This window comes from Sphaerospermopsis aphanizomenoides BCCUSP55 (assembly GCF_001586785.1).
GTDB classification, from domain to species: Bacteria; Cyanobacteriota; Cyanobacteriia; order Cyanobacteriales; family Nostocaceae; genus Sphaerospermopsis_A; species Sphaerospermopsis_A aphanizomenoides_A.
The window spans coordinates 1-22,609 of sequence record NZ_LUFH02000080.1 but is presented as its reverse complement, the minus strand read 5'-3'; the positions used below and the strand labels follow the sequence as shown (position 1 = coordinate 22,609).

Annotated in this window: 22 protein-coding genes and 1 pseudogene; 13 read left to right on the top strand and 10 right to left on the bottom strand. The window is 36.6% G+C overall.

Features of this window, described 5'->3' with window-relative positions; genetic code table 11:
* Positions 1-34: 34 nt before the first annotated feature.
* The 3 genes from A0J48_RS19065 (at position 35) to A0J48_RS19055 (ending at position 2,468) form a co-directional block, all read left to right on the top strand.
* Entirely contained in the window at positions 35-1,021 is a 987-nt protein-coding gene (locus tag A0J48_RS19065) for a glycosyltransferase family 2 protein (RefSeq protein ID WP_200325831.1), read from the top strand.
* 232 nt (positions 1,022-1,253) lie between these two features.
* A complete protein-coding gene (locus A0J48_RS19060; RefSeq protein WP_200325829.1) occupies positions 1,254-1,826 on the top strand; it encodes an acyltransferase in 573 nt (190 codons plus the stop codon).
* 63 nt (positions 1,827-1,889) lie between these two features.
* A complete protein-coding gene (locus A0J48_RS19055; RefSeq protein ID WP_200325827.1) occupies positions 1,890-2,468 on the top strand; it encodes a class I SAM-dependent methyltransferase in 579 nt (192 codons plus the stop codon).
* 286 nt (positions 2,469-2,754) lie between these two features.
* Here A0J48_RS19055 and A0J48_RS19050 read toward each other — a convergent pair whose 3' ends face one another.
* On the bottom strand, positions 2,755-3,342 hold the full coding sequence (locus A0J48_RS19050; protein ID WP_200325825.1) for a class I SAM-dependent methyltransferase: 588 nt from the start codon (positions 3,340-3,342) through the stop codon (positions 2,755-2,757).
* A gap of 782 nt (positions 3,343-4,124) precedes the next feature.
* Here A0J48_RS19050 and A0J48_RS19045 point away from each other — a divergent pair.
* On the top strand, positions 4,125-5,285 hold the full coding sequence (locus tag A0J48_RS19045) for a glycosyltransferase family 4 protein (protein ID WP_200325823.1): 1,161 nt from the start codon (positions 4,125-4,127) through the stop codon (positions 5,283-5,285).
* On the opposite strand, the gene A0J48_RS19040 is transcribed toward A0J48_RS19045, so the two are convergent.
* On the bottom strand, positions 5,286-6,536 hold the full coding sequence (locus A0J48_RS19040; protein ID WP_200325821.1) for a glycosyltransferase family 4 protein: 1,251 nt from the start codon (positions 6,534-6,536) through the stop codon (positions 5,286-5,288).
* Positions 6,537-6,907: 371 nt separating this feature from the next.
* Between A0J48_RS19040 and A0J48_RS19035 the strand changes: the two genes are divergently transcribed.
* On the top strand, positions 6,908-7,057 hold the full coding sequence (locus A0J48_RS19035) for a hypothetical protein (protein WP_200325819.1): 150 nt from the start codon (positions 6,908-6,910) through the stop codon (positions 7,055-7,057).
* On the opposite strand, the gene A0J48_RS19030 is transcribed toward A0J48_RS19035, so the two are convergent.
* Positions 7,058-7,834 carry a ParB N-terminal domain-containing protein gene (locus tag A0J48_RS19030; RefSeq protein WP_200325817.1) on the bottom strand — a complete coding sequence of 259 codons (777 nt, stop codon included), beginning with the start codon at positions 7,832-7,834 and terminating at the stop codon, positions 7,058-7,060.
* Positions 7,835-7,854: 20 nt separating this feature from the next.
* Positions 7,855-9,231 (bottom strand): AAA family ATPase, encoded by a 1,377-nt coding sequence (locus tag A0J48_RS19025; RefSeq protein ID WP_200325815.1) that lies wholly within the window; start codon positions 9,229-9,231, stop codon positions 7,855-7,857.
* A 411-nt stretch (positions 9,232-9,642) separates the two neighbouring features.
* Here A0J48_RS19025 and A0J48_RS19020 point away from each other — a divergent pair, with 411 nt between their 5' ends.
* The gene (locus tag A0J48_RS19020; protein ID WP_200325813.1) at positions 9,643-10,527 is read left to right on the top strand and encodes a ParA family protein; all 885 of its coding nucleotides are present in this window, start codon (positions 9,643-9,645) and stop codon (positions 10,525-10,527) included.
* A gap of 100 nt (positions 10,528-10,627) precedes the next feature.
* Here A0J48_RS19020 and bioF read toward each other — a convergent pair whose 3' ends face one another.
* The 3 genes from bioF to A0J48_RS19005 are packed head-to-tail and all read right to left on the bottom strand — an operon-like array spanning position 10,628 to position 13,259.
* Complete coding sequence (gene bioF / locus A0J48_RS19015; RefSeq protein WP_200325811.1) at positions 10,628-11,797, bottom strand: 8-amino-7-oxononanoate synthase; 1,170 nt, start codon at positions 11,795-11,797, stop codon at positions 10,628-10,630.
* Between the two features lie 59 nt (positions 11,798-11,856).
* A complete protein-coding gene (gene ruvA, locus A0J48_RS19010; protein WP_200325809.1) occupies positions 11,857-12,501 on the bottom strand; it encodes a Holliday junction branch migration protein RuvA in 645 nt (214 codons plus the stop codon).
* Positions 12,498-13,259 (bottom strand): sucrose-phosphate phosphatase, encoded by a 762-nt coding sequence (locus A0J48_RS19005; RefSeq protein WP_200325807.1) that lies wholly within the window; start codon positions 13,257-13,259, stop codon positions 12,498-12,500. Before A0J48_RS19005 ends, ruvA begins: the two co-directional genes overlap by 4 nt.
* Before the next feature lie 148 nt (positions 13,260-13,407).
* Here A0J48_RS19005 and A0J48_RS19000 point away from each other — a divergent pair, with 148 nt between their 5' ends.
* Complete coding sequence (locus tag A0J48_RS19000; RefSeq protein WP_200325804.1) at positions 13,408-13,953, top strand: DUF1622 domain-containing protein; 546 nt, start codon at positions 13,408-13,410, stop codon at positions 13,951-13,953.
* A 46-nt stretch (positions 13,954-13,999) separates the two neighbouring features.
* On the opposite strand, the gene A0J48_RS18995 is transcribed toward A0J48_RS19000, so the two are convergent.
* Positions 14,000-14,893, bottom strand: a complete 894-nt coding sequence (locus A0J48_RS18995) for a hypothetical protein (protein ID WP_200325802.1) — start codon at positions 14,891-14,893, stop codon at positions 14,000-14,002.
* A 131-nt stretch (positions 14,894-15,024) separates the two neighbouring features.
* Here A0J48_RS18995 and A0J48_RS18990 point away from each other — a divergent pair, with 131 nt between their 5' ends.
* Together A0J48_RS18990 and A0J48_RS18985 are read left to right on the top strand one after the other, a co-directional pair.
* Positions 15,025-15,630 carry a hypothetical protein gene (locus A0J48_RS18990; protein ID WP_200325800.1) on the top strand — a complete coding sequence of 202 codons (606 nt, stop codon included), beginning with the start codon at positions 15,025-15,027 and terminating at the stop codon, positions 15,628-15,630.
* An 11-nt stretch (positions 15,631-15,641) separates the two neighbouring features.
* A complete protein-coding gene (locus A0J48_RS18985) occupies positions 15,642-18,188 on the top strand; it encodes a CHAT domain-containing protein (protein WP_234301018.1) in 2,547 nt (848 codons plus the stop codon).
* 10 nt (positions 18,189-18,198) lie between these two features.
* On the opposite strand, the gene A0J48_RS18980 is transcribed toward A0J48_RS18985, so the two are convergent.
* Positions 18,199-18,915, bottom strand: coding sequence for a dienelactone hydrolase family protein (locus tag A0J48_RS18980; RefSeq protein WP_200325798.1), 717 nt, complete (start codon positions 18,913-18,915; stop codon positions 18,199-18,201).
* A 197-nt stretch (positions 18,916-19,112) separates the two neighbouring features.
* Positions 19,113-19,757 carry a phosphoribosyltransferase gene (locus A0J48_RS18975; RefSeq protein ID WP_200325796.1) on the bottom strand — a complete coding sequence of 215 codons (645 nt, stop codon included), beginning with the start codon at positions 19,755-19,757 and terminating at the stop codon, positions 19,113-19,115.
* 638 nt (positions 19,758-20,395) lie between these two features.
* Here A0J48_RS18975 and A0J48_RS18970 point away from each other — a divergent pair.
* The 4 genes and pseudogenes from A0J48_RS18970 to A0J48_RS18960 all read left to right on the top strand — a co-directional run.
* Positions 20,396-20,923, top strand: a complete 528-nt coding sequence (locus A0J48_RS18970) for a universal stress protein (protein ID WP_200325794.1) — start codon at positions 20,396-20,398, stop codon at positions 20,921-20,923.
* Between the two features lie 338 nt (positions 20,924-21,261).
* Positions 21,262-21,948 carry a LabA-like NYN domain-containing protein gene (locus A0J48_RS18965; RefSeq protein ID WP_200325792.1) on the top strand — a complete coding sequence of 229 codons (687 nt, stop codon included), beginning with the start codon at positions 21,262-21,264 and terminating at the stop codon, positions 21,946-21,948.
* A 328-nt stretch (positions 21,949-22,276) separates the two neighbouring features.
* Positions 22,277-22,516, top strand: a complete 240-nt coding sequence (locus tag A0J48_RS27145; protein WP_325078894.1) for a hypothetical protein — start codon at positions 22,277-22,279, stop codon at positions 22,514-22,516.
* Positions 22,480-22,609, top strand: a pseudogene (locus tag A0J48_RS18960) (serine protease); the annotation flags it as partial. The gene A0J48_RS27145 and the pseudogene A0J48_RS18960, both read left to right, overlap by 37 nt.

The window sequence follows — 22,609 nt, the reverse complement described above, 5'->3', positions numbered from 1 at the left end:
CACTTAAATTTGAATTAACAACTTTTTACATCTTATGCCTAAAGTTAGTGTCTGTATTCCTACTTATAACCGAGCAAATTTGCTTCCTTATGCTGTGAATAGTGTATTGTCTCAAACTTACACAGATTTTGAATTAATTATTTGTGATGATGGTTCTACAGATCATACTGGGGAAATAGTCAGTAAATGGGATGATTCAAGAATTCGCTATATCAGACAACCTGTGAATGGTGGTCGGAGTCGGAATATGCGTTCTGGGTTTGAAGCTGCTTGTGGAAGTTATTTTATTAAATTTGATGATGATGATGCAATTACTCCTGAATTTTTAGAGAAAACTGTGGCGGTTTTGGATGACAATTCCAGTGTAGATTTTGTGTGTACAAATCATTGGATTATTAATCAAAATCATGAAAGAATTGAATCTGCGACTCAGGAAAATTCTCAAAAGTGGGGAAAGGATAAGCTGAGAGGTATAATTCCTGATTTAATTAGAGAAACTTTTATCAACCAAAGTTTACAAGTTGGTTCTACTTTATTTCGGCGAGATTGTTTATTAGAAGTTGATTTTATGCGTCCGCAAGCTGACGGATGTGAGGATTTTGATTTGTTGGTAAGGTTGGCTATTGCAGGTAAACAAGGATATTTTTTACCGGAGTTTTTGATGGAATATCGCTTTCATGGTGGACAGACTAGTTTAAAACAAAATCTGCATTTTCTGAAAGCAAAGGTTTTTTGTATTGATAGTTATAAGTTTGATGATGAAGAGGTGGAAAAATTGCGATCGCACAAGTTAGCGGTAACTCAGCAAGCTTTGGGTTTAAGATTAATTGAAAAAGGTGATAGTGTGGAGGGAAGAAAACTTTTACAGGCATCAAGTCAAGTTTTGGGGAGTGATAAAAAAATCATGTTTGGTTTGATGCTATCTTATTTACCTATCAGTTTACGGATGTGGGCTTTGCTGGTTTTTCGTCGGGTGCGTCCGAAGGATTATACTGAGCAGGTGCGAGAAGCAAGTGTTTAATATGATATATTTGTAAGAATTCAGGAGTCAGGAGTCAGAAGTCAGAATATTTAAGAAAACCGTAGAATATCACTAGTGTGATTTTTGGCGTAACCTTTGAAAAGCTGTTAGCGTAGCCATTTGCTGAATACTGATACCTTCATGGTTACATATATTTTACAATAGTAATTATAAGTCTTTCTTTTCAAAATACGAAAAACAACTGTTACCTTACTGGGATATCTTGATATTTATGAAAATAGTAATTGATAATCTTAGAAAAATTAAACAAACCTTTATATCTAGTTTTCAGTACATTTTTCTATATTACTTGATGCGATTGCCTTTGAGAAGCATTAGACAATTTGTTCTCAGACATTTTTTCAAGATGCAAATAGGGGAATATAGCATGATATTTTTAGGTGGATTTATCTTAAATCCCTGCAATATCACTATAGGTTCAGGAACAACAATAGGTCATAACTGTTATTTAGATGGAAGAGTACGTTTAACAATAGGAAATAATGTAAATATTTGTTCGGAAGTTATGATAGGGACCATGCAACATGACGTACAAAGTTCAACCTTTGGTATTAAAACAGGTGCAGTTACAATTGAAGATTATGCCTGGGTCAGCACCAGGTCAATTATCTTACCGGGTGTTCGTATTGGCAAGGGGGGAGGTGTAGCAGGAGGGGCGGTAGTGACGAAACCAGGGGAACCATATGCGAGAGTTGCAGGTAGTCCTGGAAAAGCTAGGGGTAAAAGAAATGAAAACTTAGAATACATACTAGGTAGCAAAAACTGGAATATGTATTTTATATAAGTTCTTTAGATTTATGAGTCTATAGAAATTTCTGAATTAAATCAACAAAATAGGTGATGTCAAATGTTATTGAAAAAATATCAGCATAAAAAAATTTCTACCGACTTAATACTGAATAAAAAAGTATTAGATATTGGTTGTGGTCGGAACAAACTAGCTAATTCGGTTGGTATGGACTTTCTCGATCTACCAGGAGTTGATATTGTTGCTGATTTAAATCAGCCATTGCCAATAGCTGATGAAGAATTTGAAGTTGTTCATGCCAATCAAGTTTTAGAACATATTGAAAATATAATTGATTTGGTTTATGAAGTTCATCGAATTCTGAAACCAGGAGGTATTTTTATTGCTCATACTCCTTATTTTCGTTCTTCATGGGCGCACATTGACCCCACTCATATTAGATGCTTTACGATTAAAACTCTGAATTATTTTTGTAAAAATACTTATGAATATAAAAATTATCGCTTTCGAGAAGAAGGATTTGAAAAAATAGAAGTATTTCTGGATAACAGTAAAGGCACAACATTTAAACGAAAATTTTTTACTACTTTGGCACTTCAAAACCCAGATGAATTTGAAAACTCATTTTTATCTAGCTTATATCCTTTTGCTGAAGTATCTTATTTATTAACTAAGTAGGCTTATGAAATTATTGGTTGTTTTTCCTTCTACTTTACGTGGTGTACAGAAGAATATGCTCTGAAAATTGCAACAGCAGCTAAGATAAATGCATGGAATATATATACAGCATTTCCAAAAGCTCCTAAAACACATTCATTAGCATAAATTAACATTTGGTGACTGTTTCAGAATATGCTAAAAAAACAAATTAGTGCAATATTTAATTTTTCATCAGATTAATAAAAATATGGAATAGCACTAAAATAAAGTTCTTAAAGCATATTCCACCGATCTAATTTATTGTTTAAGGTTTACGAACAAAAGCAAAAACACTTACTCCTTCAGTTTCCCAATCACATTCTAATATTTCACCTGTTGAATCAGTAAAACATTCACGCAATCCTTCTGGTGAAAACCGAAAGTAATCTTGTGGAGACGGGTGATATTCCCAGGAAAAAACTGTCTGAAGATAAATATATGCTCCAGGTTTAGCAATGCGAACAAGATTGGAGCAAAAAGTAAATGGATCACTAATGTGTTCTAGAGTATCAAAAGAAACGACTAAATCAAACAAATCGAGTATAGGAACAATATTTGCATCAACTAGAAAGTCAGCTTCAAAATCACTACTTGTTTTGATAACACTAGCATTAAAACCCCTATCAAAAAATTGGAGATTTGGGATAATTTTTATTAAGGGATTTTCGGTTACAATAACGTCTTTTTGTAGCTTAACAGTTTCCCTCAATAATCTTAACATCTTATTTTTAAAACGCCTCCGCCAACTTAATACTTTGTTAGAATTGACCTCCAAATAAACTTTCGGAGTTCCTCCCACATCAATACAATTAATGTGTTCCAGATTGATTTGGTATTTTGTAAATATTTTCAAGGCGTGTTCTACTGATGACATTCTCATAAATAATTAACCTATTGTTACAATAACTCCAACGATTTACAAGAAATTGTTTGCATTTTCGATACTACCAGTGGTTAGATTCCACAATTGTAGTAAACTTTGTATAGTTTAGCACAGCAAGACGCAGGAATTGTTAATTTTTTGTTTGATATAGGAATCCGGTTTGGTTTCTGATAGCGAAGCGTGGCGTTAGCCATACTCCTGAACTCCTGAACTCCTAGCCCTCACAGATAACTTTTTCAGCAAACCCTAAATAGCAATTGTAAAACAGTATTATCCAAGGTTTAATTTAATGATAATAAATATAGGTTTGGAGCAGTAAGCATCGTAAATTATTCAGGTGGTGATTCCAACCAAAAATGTTTTGCCACTAGGGATGTTGACGCAAGGGCAAACAGTGAGTTATTATATGGCGATATAACTTATATTTAGAAACATCTGAAAACCGGATGTAAGTCTAAAATTTCATCTGGTTTGCCTTTATGTAATATTAATTAAGCAAAAATTCTATTATATAATTAATTTTACTGGGAGCATCCCAATTTTGAAAAAATAACCACAGCATCACTAAAACATCTCCCAAAATCTCTTACCTTTGTGTCCTTTGCGCCCTTTGCGGTTCAATCATATAAAGCCTTGGAGCGTTGATTTCGTTAAATAAACATAAATTTACACATTTGGGATGCTCCCATTTTACATCTTCGTAATACCCGTGAATAAACATCTAAATTTATTAACTTAAGTAGAATAGAGCTATGAAATTACTGGTTGTTTTTCCTTCTACTTTACTTGGTGGTACAGAAGAATATGCTCTGAAAATTGCAACAGAAGCTAAAATCAACGGTTGGGATGCACATATAGCATTTCCAAAGACTCAAGAGACAAATTCATTAATTCAAGATTGTCTTGTAAATAATTTACATTATCATCCATTAAACATTTCTGAAGTAACAGGAAAAAATTTAAAATTTCTCAAAGAACATCTACCACATTTTACTAGAACTCTCGCACTATTAATTAAGCTCAAACCAAATATTATTCAAGTCAATATGCCCTGGCCGTATCGTTGTCTGGGGACGTTACTTGCTTGTGCAGTTCTGAATATTCCAACAGTGGTTATCTTTCACTTATTAGATCATAATGGTTCATTTAGCACGTCTAGATTGAAAACTTATCATTGGGCAAAAAATAGAAATCAGCATTGGCTAACTGTATCAGAATATAATAGAAAGCGAGTGTGTGAGCTATTCAAAGTTCCTAAAGAGCAAGTTTTGAAAATATATAATGGAACTAAAATCACATTTACTTTTACTAATTTGGCAGATATTATTCAACTACGTAGCCAAGTACGTCAAGAACTAGGACTATCTGATAATCACAGAATATTATTAACCGTGGCTCGGTTATCTTCTGTTAAAGGTTATGGTGATATTATTCCCATAATTGATCATATTACTCAGGAATTCCCTGATATAAAATTTGTCTGGGTAGGTAAAGGTGAGCAGGAGCAATATTTAATCCAAAAACTCCAAGAAAACAATCTAGAAAATAAAGTTTTATTATTAGGACACCGTGCTGATGTTCATAGATTATTAAAGGCTGCTGATCTTTTTATTTTTCCTTCTCATCTTGAAGGTTTGCCATTTTCTATTATTGAAGCAATGGCGCACAACTTGCCTGTTATTGCTTCAGATTCGTCCAGTATACCTGAGTTAATTACAGATAGAGAAAATGGCTTGTTATTTCCTACAGGAAATAGTCCTAAACTACTAGAAGCTATTCGCTGGGCAATTCAGCATCCTGATGCTATGCAAGAAATGTCACAAAAGTCTCTACTACGGGTAAATGAATTTTCTGAGGAAAGAATGGTAAAAGAAACTCTCGATTTATTCAAAAAAATTACTCTGAATTCTTAATCATGAATCCTTACCTGAAAATAACTCCTGGACGGCTAAATTAACTTTGTTTCCAACTGCTTCCCAAGAGTATTCTGCCTGTACTAATTCATAGGCAGAATGGGCTAATTTATCTGCTAAATTAGGGTCTGACCAAAGTTGACAAATTCCTTGAACTATTTCTTCAACTTCGTTTCTAATTAATAGATGTTCTCCATCAATTGCTTTAATTCCTTCTGCACCTTTAGCTGTACTAATAACAGGACAACCAGCAGCAAAAGCTTCGACAATTTTCAAGCGTGTACCTCCACCTTGAAGTAAGGGTACAACCATCACACTAGCAGCAGCTAAATAAGGTTTAACATCGGGTATGCTGCCAGTCACAATTATTCCCGGTTCTTTTTTGGCAGCTTCTAACATAAATTGAGTGGGTTTGCGTCCTACAAGCAGTAAATGGCTATCTGGATAAAGTTGTTTGAGTCGGGGATAAATTTGATTAATTAATAATTCAGCAGCTACAGTATTAGGTGCGTATGACAATTGACCCAAAAAAAGGATATTACGGCTTTTATTTGGTAATTCTGGAGGTGGACTACATTCACCAGAACGTACAGAGTCATAATTGAAAACATTGATGCCATTAAAGATGACTTGAGTCGGTGAAACTTGTCCATAAAGTTGTCTTAACAAACTAGCATCATCCTGACTACATACCCAAATTTGGTGAGCTTGATTGCTAAAGTCTTTCTCTATAAATTTAAGATGATTTAGCTCTATGTTCGCTTTAAATTTTGCCTTGAGTCCCTTGACTGTCTGGTGTGTTTGCTCCCAAAGCGATGCTTCTATATTCAAGTTATCAAGGATAATTTGACATTTATGGCGCTTAACCACACTCAAATAAGGGTATAGCCAAACTTCTTCAATTATCACTAAATCTGGTTTAAATTCTGTTAGTAGTGTGTTTAATTCTTCAGCAGCAGTTTGGGAATAAGTCCAGTCTGCATCTGAATGACGACTTTGATTAAACCACCAGAGGCGAGTGTTGAATTTCTCCCAGCTTGTTCGCTGTTCCGCAACATTGCAATGTTTCCAAATACTAACTCCTGGCAAAGAACTATTTTTAGGTTCCCAGTTAGAAGCTGAAAAAACACCAACTTGTCCAAACTTCATCATAATATTGATGTTTTGCCAGGTGCGTAAACTTACTCCTGTGGTAGTTGGGTAAGGTACTTCTTTGGTGATAAATAAGGTGCGAATTGAAGATGTTTTCACTGTTGATTTTTCTATTGGCTTGATGTGCTAATTATAGCATAAATTATACTTAAGAACAGTTTTTGAAATTATTTTTACAATAACAATAAAATTTGTCTAGATTTGGGCGATCGCTTACTATTTGATTCAAAGATTAAGGTTATTGATCCTCAAGGAGGATCGAAATCGTAGTTAGTTTGTTTCCTAAGAAGTAATTGTTTTGATGCAGCAAAGACAAAAGGTGTTTCGCGCAAAGACGTAAAGGGTTATTTCGTTATTATCAAACCTGTCTCAGAATGAATTCTGAGCCTAATAGCGAAAGTCGGTTAAAACCGACTGTTGAGGATTAATTTAGTCCGTTTTAATGGACTTTGGCTATGAGCATCGGAACTATGGCTAACGCCACGCTATGCTATCAGTTCTGGGCGGGTTATGTTGACAATGAAATATCTTTGTTTTCTTCCTTTTTCAACAAAAAATATGGATTAAATGAACCACGAAGACGCGAAGAACACGAAGGAAGAAAAGGAAGAAGGGGTTAACTATTGTGTTCTTATTTCTCCAATCTGTTTTAGTTTTTGGTAAGTCCTATCTGCAAAGTCATCAACCTTATGTTCACCTTTTTTAGTTGATATGTAAAGATTTGCCCAAGTTAAATTTTTATTCGGTTGCTGCCAATAACGAATTGCTTTTAATGCAGCTTTTATTTGTTTAGGTGTTGCACCTACGTTGCTTAAATCATTCGTAATTTCTTCATCTGTTGCTGTTACTAAATTTAATTTCTGCGGTTGTGGCTTGTCTATAACCTGCTTAACAAGCATAGTTAATGTTTCAACAACTGATGTAAGATGCTCTATTTTGTTTTCCAGTGATTCGAGTCTTTCTTCAGCATCTGCTTTTTGTATATTTTGTACATTTGTCTGTAAACTAGAAATGAGTTGGTTGAGCATTGCATAAATTTGCTTGTTTTGAACAAGTAATTTACCAATTTCAGTTTTTTCATCTGGTGGTACTATTTTTTCAGGAGAATCTAACCCTTTCAGGAATGCAACTTGATTTAATACAGCATCATCTTTTTCAGCAGGGATGATAAAGGCATTAACAATTTCTCCCCTGTTAGGATTTTTTTCCCTAGCTCTCACAGCAGCGTAGTATTCAAAATGTCCACCAATTACTTCATATTTCTCAAAACCAATTTTTTTGAGTAATAAGGGTTTCAATATTCCTCCTGACTCTAATATTGAATCAGCAAGAATATCTAAATCAGCTTCATCAAATTCAGAACGAGGAATATTTGAAGTTACACCATCAATTTCCACAATTGAAAACTTGCTCACAACTATATCTCCATCTTTCTAATTACTTCTAAAGCTAAAGACTCAAACTCAAATGCTGATTGACTAGCTGATGATTCATATTTAGCAAATTCAAAAATTGATTTAGGATCGGGAATTTCCAAATTTCCTACAATCAGATGTTTGTTAACACAATGGGATAAGGCTGCTCTCTCTGTGATCATGTTATCCATCAATGGCAGGTTATATCGTTCTGGAATTAAATCTCTATGACGTGGAAAAGTATGTTTAAGATATTGATTATTACTAGAAATTTTTGATGGCAGAACACCCATAATTTTAATAGGCGCTTTTCCCATATTTTCCTTAGTTTCGTTAATCTGTGTTTTGACAAAATTTTTGACGCTGATCAAACCTTGGTTAGAAAATGGTTTCAAATCAGAAGGAATAATTAAGTAGTCAGCAGCAGTCAAGGAAACTAAAGCATATAAGTCCAATGATGGAGGAGTGTCTATGATTACGATATCATATTTATCATCTACCAATGCTAATTTTTTAGCTAATCTAGTTGTACTGATATGTGACATAGCAGTTAAATCTTTTTGCCGTTCTATTAAACTAATATGTGAAGGAATAACATCTATTTCTGTCGAATCAAAACCATTTGATTTTCTAACAATATCAGCTATAGAAAATGATTTATCTTCACCTGCGATCAGCAAATGAAAAACATTGCGTTCTTTTAAATCATCATCATCTTCAAATTCAAATTTTATTAATCCTGTAGCAAATGTAGTATTGGCTTGAGCATCTATATCAATTAAGAGAACTTTTTTACCTTGATTACTCAAAGCCGCTGCTAAATTAACAGCAACAGTCGTTTTACCAACGCCGCCCTTATGATGATAAATTGCAATTGTCTTCATAGAATGCTCCTGCTTAGATTCTACCTTTGATACTTGAACTTCTAACCTATCAATAAACTGCCTATTCTTCAGACTTTCTCGACCAATTAAACTTCTAATCTCCTCTATCTTTGCCTTCACATCATTACCATCACATCGAAAAACCAACTCAATATCATTTCCTAATTTCTGATAAATTCTGATTTCCTTGCCATTAGTTAATAACCCAAAGCGCACATTCAAACTAGTTAAATAATGCCGTAGTCGTAAAACATGATGATTTAAATTTTGCTTTGGACTTTTTGCCTCCATTACTACACTCAGGGGTGAGTCAGCATTTAGCACAAAAGGAATTACTTGGACTGCAAATGCTAAAAAATCCAAGCGAATGCTACCAACGGCAACTTCTTGATGCCATGTATCAGGGGTATAACCTAACTGCGGTAGCAAATATTGAACGATGAGTTTACTTTCAACTTCACTTTCGTTACGGCACAGTTCAGGGTTAAAAAGCAAGGTTTTTTACCTCTAAAGAATAAAAATCATTATGGAAATTTCACTACACGATTAATTATGTCATAACCTAAGCTTGTACAGTTATAAAGTTTACTTAAATTTCTGTAGGAAAAAGTCAATAAACTTAGTATTTTTACGTAAATAGCTCATGATCCTTTCTCTGTACAAATTATGTTAAAATTAAAGGAATTGCGGTTAAATTACGTATAAGTACCAGCAGTAATATTTCTGATTTTCCTCTGAAATCGGCGTTCTGGGCAGGATTGCTATATAATCTAACTGCCTAAAACCAGAAAAGATAGCTTTAAGCACATTTCCGCATCCATCAAAAGACTAAATTAGCCAAAGTTTCAATCTGTTAGATAATATGTACGCAACCTTGATGGGAATGCGTCAGCAGAGGAAATAAAAATGGGATACGTAATTGCAACTGCAAATATGAAAGGTGGTGTGGGAAAAACCACCCTCACCGTTAACTTAGCCACCTGTTTAGCGAAAAATTATGGTAAAAAGGTACTTGTCTTAGATTTAGATAGCCAAATTAGTGCCACACTCAGCTTAATGTCACCAGTGGAGTTTGCCAAACGTCGTAAACAAAGAAAGACTTTTAGATATTTGATAGATGAAATTATTAACCCAGAACCAGAAGCTAAATTAAATATTCATGACATTATTCACACTCAAGTCTGTAAGCTGCCAGGATTGGATATGCTCCCTGGAGATATCGACTTATATGATGAATTTGTCGTTTCCGAAATGCTGCATCATCAATCTGTAGCCTTGGGAGAAAATGATTTTGAAACTATTTGGAATCGCTTTGAAAGAGTCCTAATTCGGGATATTTTAAAACCAGTGCGTGATGAATATGATTTTATTCTTTTAGATTGCGCTCCTGGTTATAATTTGATGACTCGCAGTGCTTTAGCCACAAGTGATTTTTACATTCTTCCTGCTAAACCAGAACCATTATCTGTAGTGGGTATTCAATTATTAGAAAGACGCATTGCCCAATTAAAAGACAGCCACGAACACGAAGCGAAGATTAATATCCAAATGTTAGGAATTGTCTTTAGTATGTCCAGTGCTAATCTCTTAAATGGCAGATACTATAAACAGGTAATGCACCGAGTAGTTGAAGATTTTGGTGTGGATAAAATCTGTAAAGCTCAAATTCCTGTTGATGTCAATGTTGCTAAAGCAGTGGATAGTTTTATGCCTGTTTCTTTACTGAGTCCTAATACAGCGGGTTCTAAGGCATTTATGCAATTAACTCAGGAGTTGTTGCAGAAGCTGTGAAGATAGGGTGTATGGGTGTATGGGTGTATGGGTGTATGGGGTGTAGGGTCAAAAACTCAATTCTTACTTCTGTCACCTGTCACCTGTCACCTGTCACCTCCTATACTTGCATTGCTTTTAAAGCATCAACTAATTTATCAATATGTCCTCTTTCATGGGTGGCCATGATTGATATTCTAATCCGACTGGTACTCACTGTAGGAGGACGAATTGCGGGGGCAAAAATTCCCGTTTCTTTTAAATGTTGTGCTGCTTTTAATGCTGTAGCTGCATCAGGTAGTTGCAAACATAATATCGGAGATTCTGTAGGTAGTAATTTTAAATTAGGTAAATTTTCTTTAATTAACTGTGTTAAATAATCTACATTCTGCCACAATTGCTGACGACGTTCCGGTTCTTGTTGGACTATTTTCAAAGCTGCTAAAGCTGCTGCTGTGTCTGCTGGTGAAAGGGCGGTAGTGTAAATCCAACTTGGGGCGCGATTGCGTAAAAAGTCAATCAGGGCGTTACTTCCAGCTACATATCCCCCTAAACTGCCCAAGGCTTTACTTAATGTACCGATTTGAATTAATTCTCTACCTGTACAACCGAAATATTCTGCACAACCAGCACCATTGTTACCCATAACTCCGGTGGCGTGTGCTTCATCAATTAATAGCATACAGCTAAATTCTTCAGCTAAATCTAATAATTCTGGTAAAGGACATAAATCACCATCCATGCTAAAGACGCTATCAGTAATTATTAAACAGCGACGATAATTTCGCCTTTCTTGATGTAATTTTTCTGTTAATTTAGCTATATCACAATGGGGATATTCTATTACTTTCGCACCGCTCAAAATTGCCCCGTTTTTTAAGCTGGAATGATTATATTGATCTGAGAATATTAAGTCTCGCTTGCCAACTATGGCAGTAATTGCACCTAAATTTGCTAAGTACCCTGAACTAAATACTACGGCATCTTCCGTTTGTTTGGTAGATGAGAGCATTTGCTCTAATTCCCTGTGTAATTGTCGATGCCCACTGAGTAATCTAGAACCTGTGCTACCAGTTCCATGTTCCTGAATAGCGGTGATTGCGGCTTTTTGTAAGCGTTCATCTGCTGCTAATCCCAGATAATCATTACTGGCGAAATTAATTACCTTTTGCCCAGATAACATCACTTTTGCACCGGGACGACTGTCAATAGTTTTGACGGAACGATACCAGTCAGCCCGATGTATAGTTTGTAAAGATTCCTCTATCCAAGCATAAGGATTTTGATTCATTACTCAGCAATTACTAACTATCACTTTCTCCGTTCCAATTCTTAATTACGAATTACGAATTACGAATTATGAATTACTTCGGCACTGCTAAGATGAGCGATCGCTTGTTTAATCCAATCTTCTACATAGGCATCTTTGGGTAAACCGATATCTTCGCTAACTACGTGCAAAGCATGACTGACTTCATGGGCAGTATATCCCAAAGCAAAGAGAGTCATTTGTACTTCTTCCAATATTCCGGGTGCAGGACCACCTGTAGCCACGAAGAAGCCTGCTGATTTGCGCCATTCAATCAACTTGCTTTTCAGTTCTAAACAGATGCGTTCAGCGGTCTTTTTGCCCACACCAGGCGCTTGAATTAAAATTTGGGTATTAGCAGCAATAATCGCTTGGACTAACTCTGGTAATTCCAAAGTGTCCAAAAGTGCGATCGCTAAAGCTGCACCAATACCAGTCACACTCAATAAATGACGAAATAAATCTCGTTCCGCTGGAGAAGAAAAACCATACAGCAAAGGAACTTCTTCCCGAATCTGGTAATGGGTAAAAATTTGTACCACATCGCCAGTATTTGTTAATTGGTTGGCCAGACGTTGCGGAATTTGCAAATCGTAACCCATGCCATTTACTTCTAAGGTCAAAATGACACGATTAGAGTTAATTGCTTGGACACCAGCGACTATACCTTTAAGATAGCTAATCATGACAAGAAACCAAAATAATATAATCCTTCCATAATCCCCGCAGCATAAAAGTTTTGTGCGAGGTAACGGTGTGCAGCAGGATTCTGGTTATGCCATTGGAGTAACTCTTTTTGAGCATTCCCGACAATGATTCCCCGTTCGTTACCTACAGCGAATAAAGCAATATCATTACCTGAATCGCCACAAACAACTGTTTGCTCGGCTGCAAATTTCCACTTGCGGCGTAGAAACTGCATTGCTTGACCTTTATCGCTGGTAAGAGGTAAAATGTCAAGGTCTATACCCCCACTATAAATTAACTTTATACTTAAGTTACGATTTTCTAACTCTGCCTGAAGTTGTGGTAGTACGCTCAAAGCTTCTTCCTGGACGAAAAAACTGACTTTAAAGGGACGCTGTTCTGAGTCTGGTTGCGGTTCTAATTCAGGAAACTTCTTTGTTACAGCTAATATTTTATCCCGATTCCATCCTGCGGAGAGAACACTGTCCCATTCTGGATCAGTTGTTGCACTGCCATCAAGATAGATTTCCGTTCCCACAGAGAGAACAAGGGCATCTGGTGAAAAGAGATTTTTTTCCTGTTGGAGTTCTTGATACAGAGTAGGCGATCGCCCGGTGGAGTAAACTAGCTTTGTACCATGTTGTTGACGATGACGTTGCAAGCGATCGCTTAACTCTATCCGTGCTTTGTCCTCACATCCAGAGGTATGATCTACAAAGGTATGATCCAAATCCGTTACGAATAAAAATTTAGTCACAGCCATCTCCTTTAAAGCAGCAAAAATCAGGTTGATTGGTAAAAACAGAAAGCAGCAAAGGCTTGATCATCTTTTTCCATCAAGAGAACGATGTAACTTCTATACAGAAATCATTAAAAGTATATTGATATACTAAATATATGATGATATGAAACGACAGCCTTTAGGCAATTCTTTCGTTAATATTCTACTGCCTGTGGCATTAATTTTTGGTTTAATTCTCTTGTTAAGCCTCAACGTTGAACGCAGTCAGACAGAAGCAATATCAAAAAGTCCGTTAGAAGTATGGTTGAAATTGATTGTTGGTTATTTAGCAGCAGGAACAGAAATTGCTGCCGCAGTAGTGATTGGTAGTGCAGTTTTTCAAAGTATCTTAGCTTATATCCGCCAGCTATTTTCCCGTTCCCAACAAAGTTTTAACGCCACTGAATCAATTCGCCTCAAATTGGGGCGGGTTTTAGTTTTGGGATTAGAATTTACCGTGGCTAGTGACATACTCAGGACAGCAGTTGCGCCAACACGCCAGGATATTTTAAACTTGGGAGCGATCGTACTTTTAAGAACTCTATTAAATTTCTTTCTAGAAACCGAGATTAGACAGGCAGAAGAAAGCCGTTTACAAGAAAGAGAAAATATTGATAATTCCTATACAGCAACAGTCCATGATTCTCATGATCCTAGAATAACAAGTTAATTGCCAATCCTCTTAGGCTGGAATTTGGATAGATAGAGGCTTAATATTAAGGAGATTTAGGTCGAGAAACTTCTGGACTACGAATAATTAAATTGCCTTTATCAGTTATTTGCACCGCTAATACCAAAGGACGCTGATTTAATTGGGCATTATCAGGTAAATTAGTAAAAACATATATCCAGCCATTACGTTCTAACAGTAAACGCCAGACTCTCGGTTTTTTGTCATTACTAATATCCGTATCTTCTTTACCTTGGATATCTTCAAATAAACCTTTATCACCAATAAATCTATAACCCTTTAAAGATGGATCTATAAATTCATCATCCAATTGTCTCCCTAGCGCAAATTTATCATCAGGGGCAATTATTGTCACTACAGGCAAAGTTGAATTGACCCCAGCATCCCGTCTAGCATCTATAAACCCTTGCCATTTAGCCATCCAAAATATGACAATTAATATCCAAGCTACTATCAAAAGTTCATTAATTAATGAACGCACAAATCTTTGAGAATATTGAGCATTGACTTGCACCAAAATAAATGTAGCAAAAGACTTAATTTGTTTATTTATCCATAATTTCTTACGTTGATTGTGTTGAATAATTTTCTCCAAAAAACTCCTAACATATCTTTTAATCACTACTTCACTTGCTACCCTAATCAACCATAATGTGAGTTGAATAGCCAAAATAGTCAAAATCAAAGTCAGTATAGTCAATAATATTGACCGACTATTTCCTAAAAATATCTGTAACGGTACAAATAAAAAAGATTCAGTCGGGAAATCGAGAGTAGTTAATTCTAACTGGAAAAAAGAAAAGTACGACCAACGATCAATCCACCCAGCAAAAAACAAACCAATACTTAATAAACCAACTACACTGGCAAACTTACCTAAAATATTAGGTTCTTGGCTATTTTCAGGAGTCTGATTCACTCTCTTACTCCAAATTGGCAGAAAACGCTAAAAATAACATAAATTATTTTAATACTCCAGCTTATTGCGTGATTATATCATTTTTTGCTAAATTATAGATAATAAACCGTAAAAATACGCCTTTTAAAGCTATGAAAAGCTGGCTAAATATATCATTTGTTACCTTATTAGCTATAGTATCTCTGCAACCATATACCCAAGCTGTAACCGCTAAAAATACAACAACACATAACTTTTTGTCAGCCCAAGTCCCAACCAAGCAAGTCCAAACCAACGCAGAGGAACTCAAACTTGCTGTTGCATTACCAGAAGAAGCTAAAATTTGGCTCAAAGGAGGTAAATCCAGTAGTGGGAGGGTAGTGGAGATTGATATTCAACAAAAAAAGCTCTGGATAATGCGAAGCAACAAGAAAACCTCAATTCCTCTCCAGCAAGTTGAAAAAGTCAGTTTTAAAAATGGTTCCATAGCTTATAGAAGTAATGGAGATGCAATAATTCGCGGTGAAAGAGAACGCCGTGAAGCTAAACCAGTCAATTGGGGTGGTATTTCTCTGAATAGTTTTAGTATCAAAGATGCGACCAAAGGACAAGCAGAGGTGATTTTGAAACCCCCTGCTGTATCACCAGCGCGGTTACAAGGGATTCGGTCAGTAGCTAGAAACAGGGCTTATGTAGTTGATGAACTCCAGTTTAATCTGCAACAAAGCACAATCAACATTGTGGCGACACCATATTAATACAGCAGAATATGGCTTACGCCAAGCTACGCTATCAGGAGTCAGGAGTCAGTAGGGGTTTAGGAGTGCTATTGCTGATGAAAAACATTATTAGTCAAATTTTATTACTAAGCTTAACTATCACGCCTTTATCATTCACACTTATTGCTCAACCTAGTTGGGGACAAGCTCAAGTTTCCCTAGATAAACAAGCGGAACAGTTGATGGAAAAAGGAAGACAACTGGCACAGCAACAAGAATATCGGCAAGCAATACCCATGTTTCAACAGGTGCTGATTCTTGCCCGTCAATTGCAAAACAAACAACTAGAAGCGGATGTACTAGCATGGCTAGGTTTTTGCTACTCCTCATTAGGGGAAAAGCAGAAAGCACTGGAGTTCTACAACCAAGCTTTACCCCTGTTACGGGCAGTGGGCGATCGCTCTGGTGAAGCTAGAACCCTCAATAATATTGGCGGTGTCTACGACTCATTAGGAGAAAAGCAGAAAGCACTGGATTTCTACAACCAAGCTTTACCCATGTATCGGGCAGTGGGCGATCGCTCAGGTGAAGCTGTCACCCTCAGTAATATTGGCGCTGTCTACTCCTCATTAGGAGAAAAGCAGAAAGCACTGGAGTTCTACAACCAAGCATTACCCCTGAGACGGGCAGTGGGCGATCGCTCTGGTGAAGCTACCACCCTCAATAATATTGGCCTTGTCTACGACTCATTAGGAGAAAAGCAGAAAGCACTGGAGTTCTACAACCAAGCTTTACCCCTGAGACGGGCAGTGGGCGATCGCTCAGGTGAAGCTAACACCCTCAATAATATTGGCGCTGTCTACGACGATTTAGGAGAAAAGCAGAAAGCACTGGAGTTCTACAACCAAGCTTTACCCATGAGACGGGCAGTGGGCGATCGCTCAGGTGAAGCTAACACCCTCAATAATATTGGCGCTGTCTACGACGATTTAGGAGAAAAGCAGAAAGCACTGGAGTTCTACAACCTAGCTTTACCCATGTATCGGGCAGTGGGCGATCGCTCAGGTGAAGCTATAACTTTAGGTAATATCGGCGTATTGTATCAAGATAGAAATCAATTACCTTTAGCTGTTCGGAATTTGCAAGAATCATCTCAAATTTTCTTACAAATGCGTCAGGGCTTGCAGCGAGAAAATCGACAAAAGTTTCTGCAACAATATGATTGGTCTGGGAACTTTTTGGTTGAGGCTTTGATTGATAATAAACAGGAAGCTCAGGCGTTTGAGTGGGTGAACCTGTTCTCTACTGCTGAACTTGCTGATTATTCTCGTCTGATTAATGCTAAAGTTGCAAATCCTCAAGCTCAAATAAAACTAGATCAATGGAATCAGCAAAATCAAAGTTTAGAATCCCAAAGACAAAAATTGCAGGATGAAGAAGATCCGATTTTATCTCAACAAATTCGTGAATTAGAAGCCAAAATTTACAAAGACGCTGAAGACATATCTCGTCAATTTCCAGAAGTCGCGGAACTATTAGAATCTAACCCCGCAGATATCCAAAAGCTCAAATCTTCTATTCCTGCTGGTACGGTAGTAGTGCAACCAGTTTTACTCAATAATTCTTTGGCAATTTTTATCATCACTCAAAATAATTTAAGTGTTGTTAAACAAAAACTTGACCCTAAAACCAATTTTAACAAAATCCTCAACCAATATTTGCAGCAGTTAAATGACGAAAGTAATAGTGAATATATTGAAACGGGAAGTCAACCACTTTATGATTTACTTATTCGTCCCATCGAAGCCAAAATTCAAGCCTTATCTCCCCAACAATTGAGCATTATTCCTACTGGTAATTTACGCCGTCTGCCTTTTGAAACACTTTATGATAGCAAAACAAATAAATTCCTGATTGCAAAATATCCCGTCAACTACCTGACACGCATTTCTCCTCGTACTTTACAAACTAACAGCAACAATCAGACAATTAATAATAATAAAAAACTATCGGTCTTAGCTTTTGGTAATCCTGTTCCCCGCCCTCCCCAACATTTGCCTGGTGCGGAAACAGAAGTTAAAAATATCAAACAGTTGATACCAGCAAGTGATATTTATATCCACAAGAATGCGACTTTAGAAAAATTCAAAACTCAATCATTCCGCTTTCCTTTTCTGCATTTAGCTACTCATGGTTGTTTTCAAAACCAAGACTGCAAAAAAATTCAATTAAAAAATAATACTTTGTTATTTGCTGATACTCAATTTAAGATTGCTGATGCAGCATTATTGGGATTAAAAGGCACTAAATTATTAACCTTGAGTGCCTGTCAAACTGCTAATCAAACCAGTGAAAATGAACAAGGTTTAACGGGAATTGCCTACATTTTTGAGCGTGCTGGTGCTGAAGCTGTGATGGGCAGTTTATGGGCTGTTGAAGACAAGTCAACACAAGTGTTAATGGTGGCATTTTATCAAAATTTGCAGCAAGGTAAGAGCAAAGGTGAAGCCCTGCGTCAAGCTAAACTAAAATTGATTAAAGACTATCCTCATCCTTTCTACTGGTCAGCTTTTATTTTGATTGGTGATGCGCGTTGATATACAGAAACTATAACGGCATGGCGTGTAAATTCAATTCCCTTTGATCATAAGGTGTCAGATAACATTTGAACCATTGACTTGCTAATCTGGCTACTTCTTCCATCGCTCCCGGTTCGCTAAACTTGTGACTTGCTCCCGGAATAATCTCTAATTGCTTATGTTGGGTGGAAATTTCTGTTAGTGCATCTTCATTCATGGCAATTATAGAACAATCGTTGCCACCAACAATCAGCAAAGTTGGAGTCTGGACAGAAGAAAGGCTCTCACTTACCAAATCAGTATACCCACTGCGACAAACTATCGCTCCCACACTCATGGGACAAGCTAATGCCGCTAAAAATGCTGCACCACTACCTCTATTAACACCAAAGTAACCAACTTTTAAATGACGAGTAATACGGTTTGCAAATAACCATTCTGTCACGCTAATTAACCTGGAAGTAAGAAAGCTAATGTCACAACGAAAATGCTGGGTGCGCTGGTCAATTGTATCCTCTTCTTCCGTCAGCAAATCAATTAACATAGTTGCTAGTCCTTCTTGCTGACGCATTAAATGAGCCAAGTAATGGTTACGGTTACTGTAACGACTACTTCCACTGCAATGAGCAAAGACAACTATTCCCTGAGCTTCTGGTGGTATGACTAATTCTCCTTTTAGTCGCACGAGTCCTAACTCAACGGTAACTATTTGTTCTACAACATTCCATGATTCTTTAGTATTCATTGCTTTAGCCTTTTAGGGAATAGGTGACAGGTGACAGGTGACAGGTTACAGGTTACAGGTGACAGGTGACAGGTGACAGGTGACAGGTTACAGATAATAGGGAATTATCAAGGTAAAACAGCAATTTAAAATCTATAAAATTCAAAATCTAAAATCCAAAATCTAAAATCTAAAATCCAAAATCTAAAATCTAAAATCTAAAATTTAACCTGGGTTAAGAGTTCGCGTACTTCCTCATCGGTAGTTTGGGAAAAGTCTTGATACCACATTCCAATAGCAGACATTTCTTCTGGAGTTTGCAAACATACTATTTCATCTACTTCTAACTGCAACTCTTTGTAAGTGCTTGCTGGTGCCACTGGAACGGCTACAACAATACTTTTAGGCTGTTGTTGTTTGAGGAGGGCGATCGCAGCACGCATGGTTGAGCCAGTAGCAATACCGTCATCTATTAAAATTACCGTTTTATTTTTAACATTCAAAGGAGGAGCATCACCCCGGTAAGTGCGATCGCGTCGCTGTAATTCTGGCAATTCCTCAGCAGCAACTACCTGAATTGTCTCTTTGTCTATTCCCAAAGTATGAATGACATCGTAATTTAGCACCCCTACTCCTCCAGAAGCAATTGCCCCCATTGCCAATTCTTTATGACCTGGTACACCCAATTTTCTGACTATACAGACATCTAAAGGGGCATTTAAGGCTGTGGCTACTTCAAAAGCCACCGGTACACCCCCACGAGGCAAAGCTAATACTAATAAGTTGTCTTTGTTAGCATAAGCTGTTAAATATTGCGCCAATATCTGTCCTGCTTCAGTGCGGTTACAAAATCTGATCACCATCACTATCACCTTCTGGTACTAATTGGGGAATTTAGATTAGAGTTTGGGAATCCTGACCATTTAAAATGAAGAAAAAATGCTTACTTCTTGCCATTACTGCTAACACTAGTCTCTATCAATAGATTAATTCCAATTTACAACTGCATTCATATTTATTGCCAAAGTTAGAATAAAATTACATTTCTCAAACAATTAGATTAATATGGCCAATATAGTTCAGCCTCCGCTATATCAAAACCACAATAGGTTATAGATTTTATTTACTTCCCCAGGAATATTAACTAGAGGAATACTATGTAGGTTTTGAGAAAATTACTGACCGAAATAGTGCTGAGTGCTGAGTAACGAGTAATGAGTAATGAGTAATGAGTAATGAGTGAGATACCTGTTGAGAACTCAGCACAAATCGGTCTAAAGCCCCTGAATTCATTCATTGAAGCAGGAAAAATATTTATTTCCAGAGGCAAAGCACGAGAAATAATGCTTCCTTGTTTCAATCACCTAACTTTAGTTATGGGGTTACTCGGTACTCGGTACTCGGTACTCGGTACTCGGTACTCCTGAAACATCTACTCTCTTTTTCCCTATTCCCTATTCCCTCTCAACGAATAAATTTACAAATCAAATTGGATAGCTATATGTTTCACAAAATTTTAGTGGCTCTAGACAACTCCCCAGCAAGTCAGTGTATTTTTGAACAAGCTTTATTTTTAGCCAAAACAAATCAGGCAGAAATGATGTTGCTGCACGTTTTATCTCCCTTAGAAGATCCTTATATCAATCCTATATTTTTGCAACCAGAAACAATCTATCCTACTTTGCATACTGAAACCATCAATCAATATTTACAAGCTTGGGATAAGCTCAAACAAGAGAGACTAGATTGGATGCGATCGCTCACTCAAACAGCACTTAATTCAGGTGTTAAAACTGATTTTACCCAAAGTATAGGTGATGCTGGTCGCATTATTTGTGAATTAGCTCTCAGTTGGGCATCTGACTTAATTATTGTCGGTCGCAGGGGACGTACTGGCATCAGTGAAGTTTTTTTAGGCAGCGTCAGTAATTACGTTTTACATCATGCTCATTGCTCTGTTCTCACCGTACAAGGCTTGAGTCCGGCATTTACAGCAAACACCCAAAACACTCAAGTAACTTCCACCTGAAAAGATCATAATTTTTTAACATTTCCGAGCAAACAGATTGAGGCAGATGAGAATTTTGCCTCTCTGCAATCAGGTGGCTAAAATACTGGTAAAATATGGATTATGTTAGGGTTTTATCCTCAAAATCAGCCAACCTTTTACTAATATTGTGGTATCTACTCTCAGCTGTTACTTTGTTTGAATATATGGCACAGACCCCAGGAGTTAAGTTTATTTGCAAATAATGTCTGGAAACAAATTTTGGCTACGTTTATTACTACGGTTATGAAATTAGCACATACTATACTAGTATTAGCAATTTATCAAATACATCCCCACTTTAAAATCCAGAGGTATCAATGAATTTTACTAATCTTAGCAAAACAACAAACGAATATAAAGAACTTAAAGAAAAACCACATTGGCAAGGCCCTCCCACTATAAAAACTACACCTAAAGGTCGAGAAATCAAGCCACAAGAGACGATCAATAATATGAACATTGGGGATGATAGCAATCGGGGTCGAGTAGCAATTTTCATTGATGGATTAAACCTTTTTCACGCTGCCTTGCAACTAGGCATTGAAATTGACTATGTGAAATTGCTTTGTCGTTTAACTCAAAGTTCTCGCTTATTGCGTGCTTTCTTTTATACTGGAGTCGATACCAGCAAAGAAAAACAGCAAGGATTTTTGTTATGGATGCGTCGCAATGGTTATCGTGTAGTAACAAAAGATATACTTGCAGTTGCAGAAAATGGCAAAAAACCCAATCTGAATGTAGAAATTGCCGTTGATATGATTACCCTTGCTCCCTACTATGATACTGCTGTCTTAGTCAGTGGAGACGGAGATTTAGCTTATGCCGTTAATGCCGTCACCAGCTTGGGATCAAGGGTAGAAGTGATAGGTCTGCAAACAATGACAAGCGATAACCTGATTGATGTGGCTGATTACTTCATAGATTTTGACAGTATCAAACAACATATTCAAAAGGATTCTCATGTGGGCTATGGTTATCGCACTTCGTCCAATTCCCAACTTTAGCTTAAACAGTTTCTAAGGTAGCCAATGCTGCATTTTATTTGCCACATCTCTGAGATGTGTGCTATACCAATGTGAGAATAGTTAATTAACATTTATATGTATAATTGCTATCCTCATTTTTTAGGTATTAAATTCAGTAATAATCCTGTTTAAAGTGGCTTTAGTATGTAATTAACCTTAATTGAGTGAAGAAATGTATAGTCAGCATCAAAGTTATTAAATTATGACAGCCTATTTACACACATATCTTTGTCTACTGTACCAACTATACTAACAACTTTAAGACAGACAGTGTTGCTGGATTTCACATAATCGAAGGAGTGCAAAAGTGAATAAGATCCAATTTACTTTAGTGATTAGTTATTTCTTAATGACTTGCTATTTTTTGATCAATTGGTTAAGGTTTTCCCTGCGTCATCCAGCATCTACTCCGGAAGATAAATTTTTATCTTTTGTAATGTCTCTAATCACTACTATTTTCTGGCCTTTAATTATTCCTATATCTTGCTTAAAAATACTAAAAAATCGTAAATTGGAATTCAAATGGTGGGTATCACACCTGAATTAAAGCAACGTCTCAACTCAGATCCCAACAGTGGTTTAACTGTGGATGAAAATAATGGCGTGTTAATAGTCAAAGTTATGGCTAATTCACCCGCAG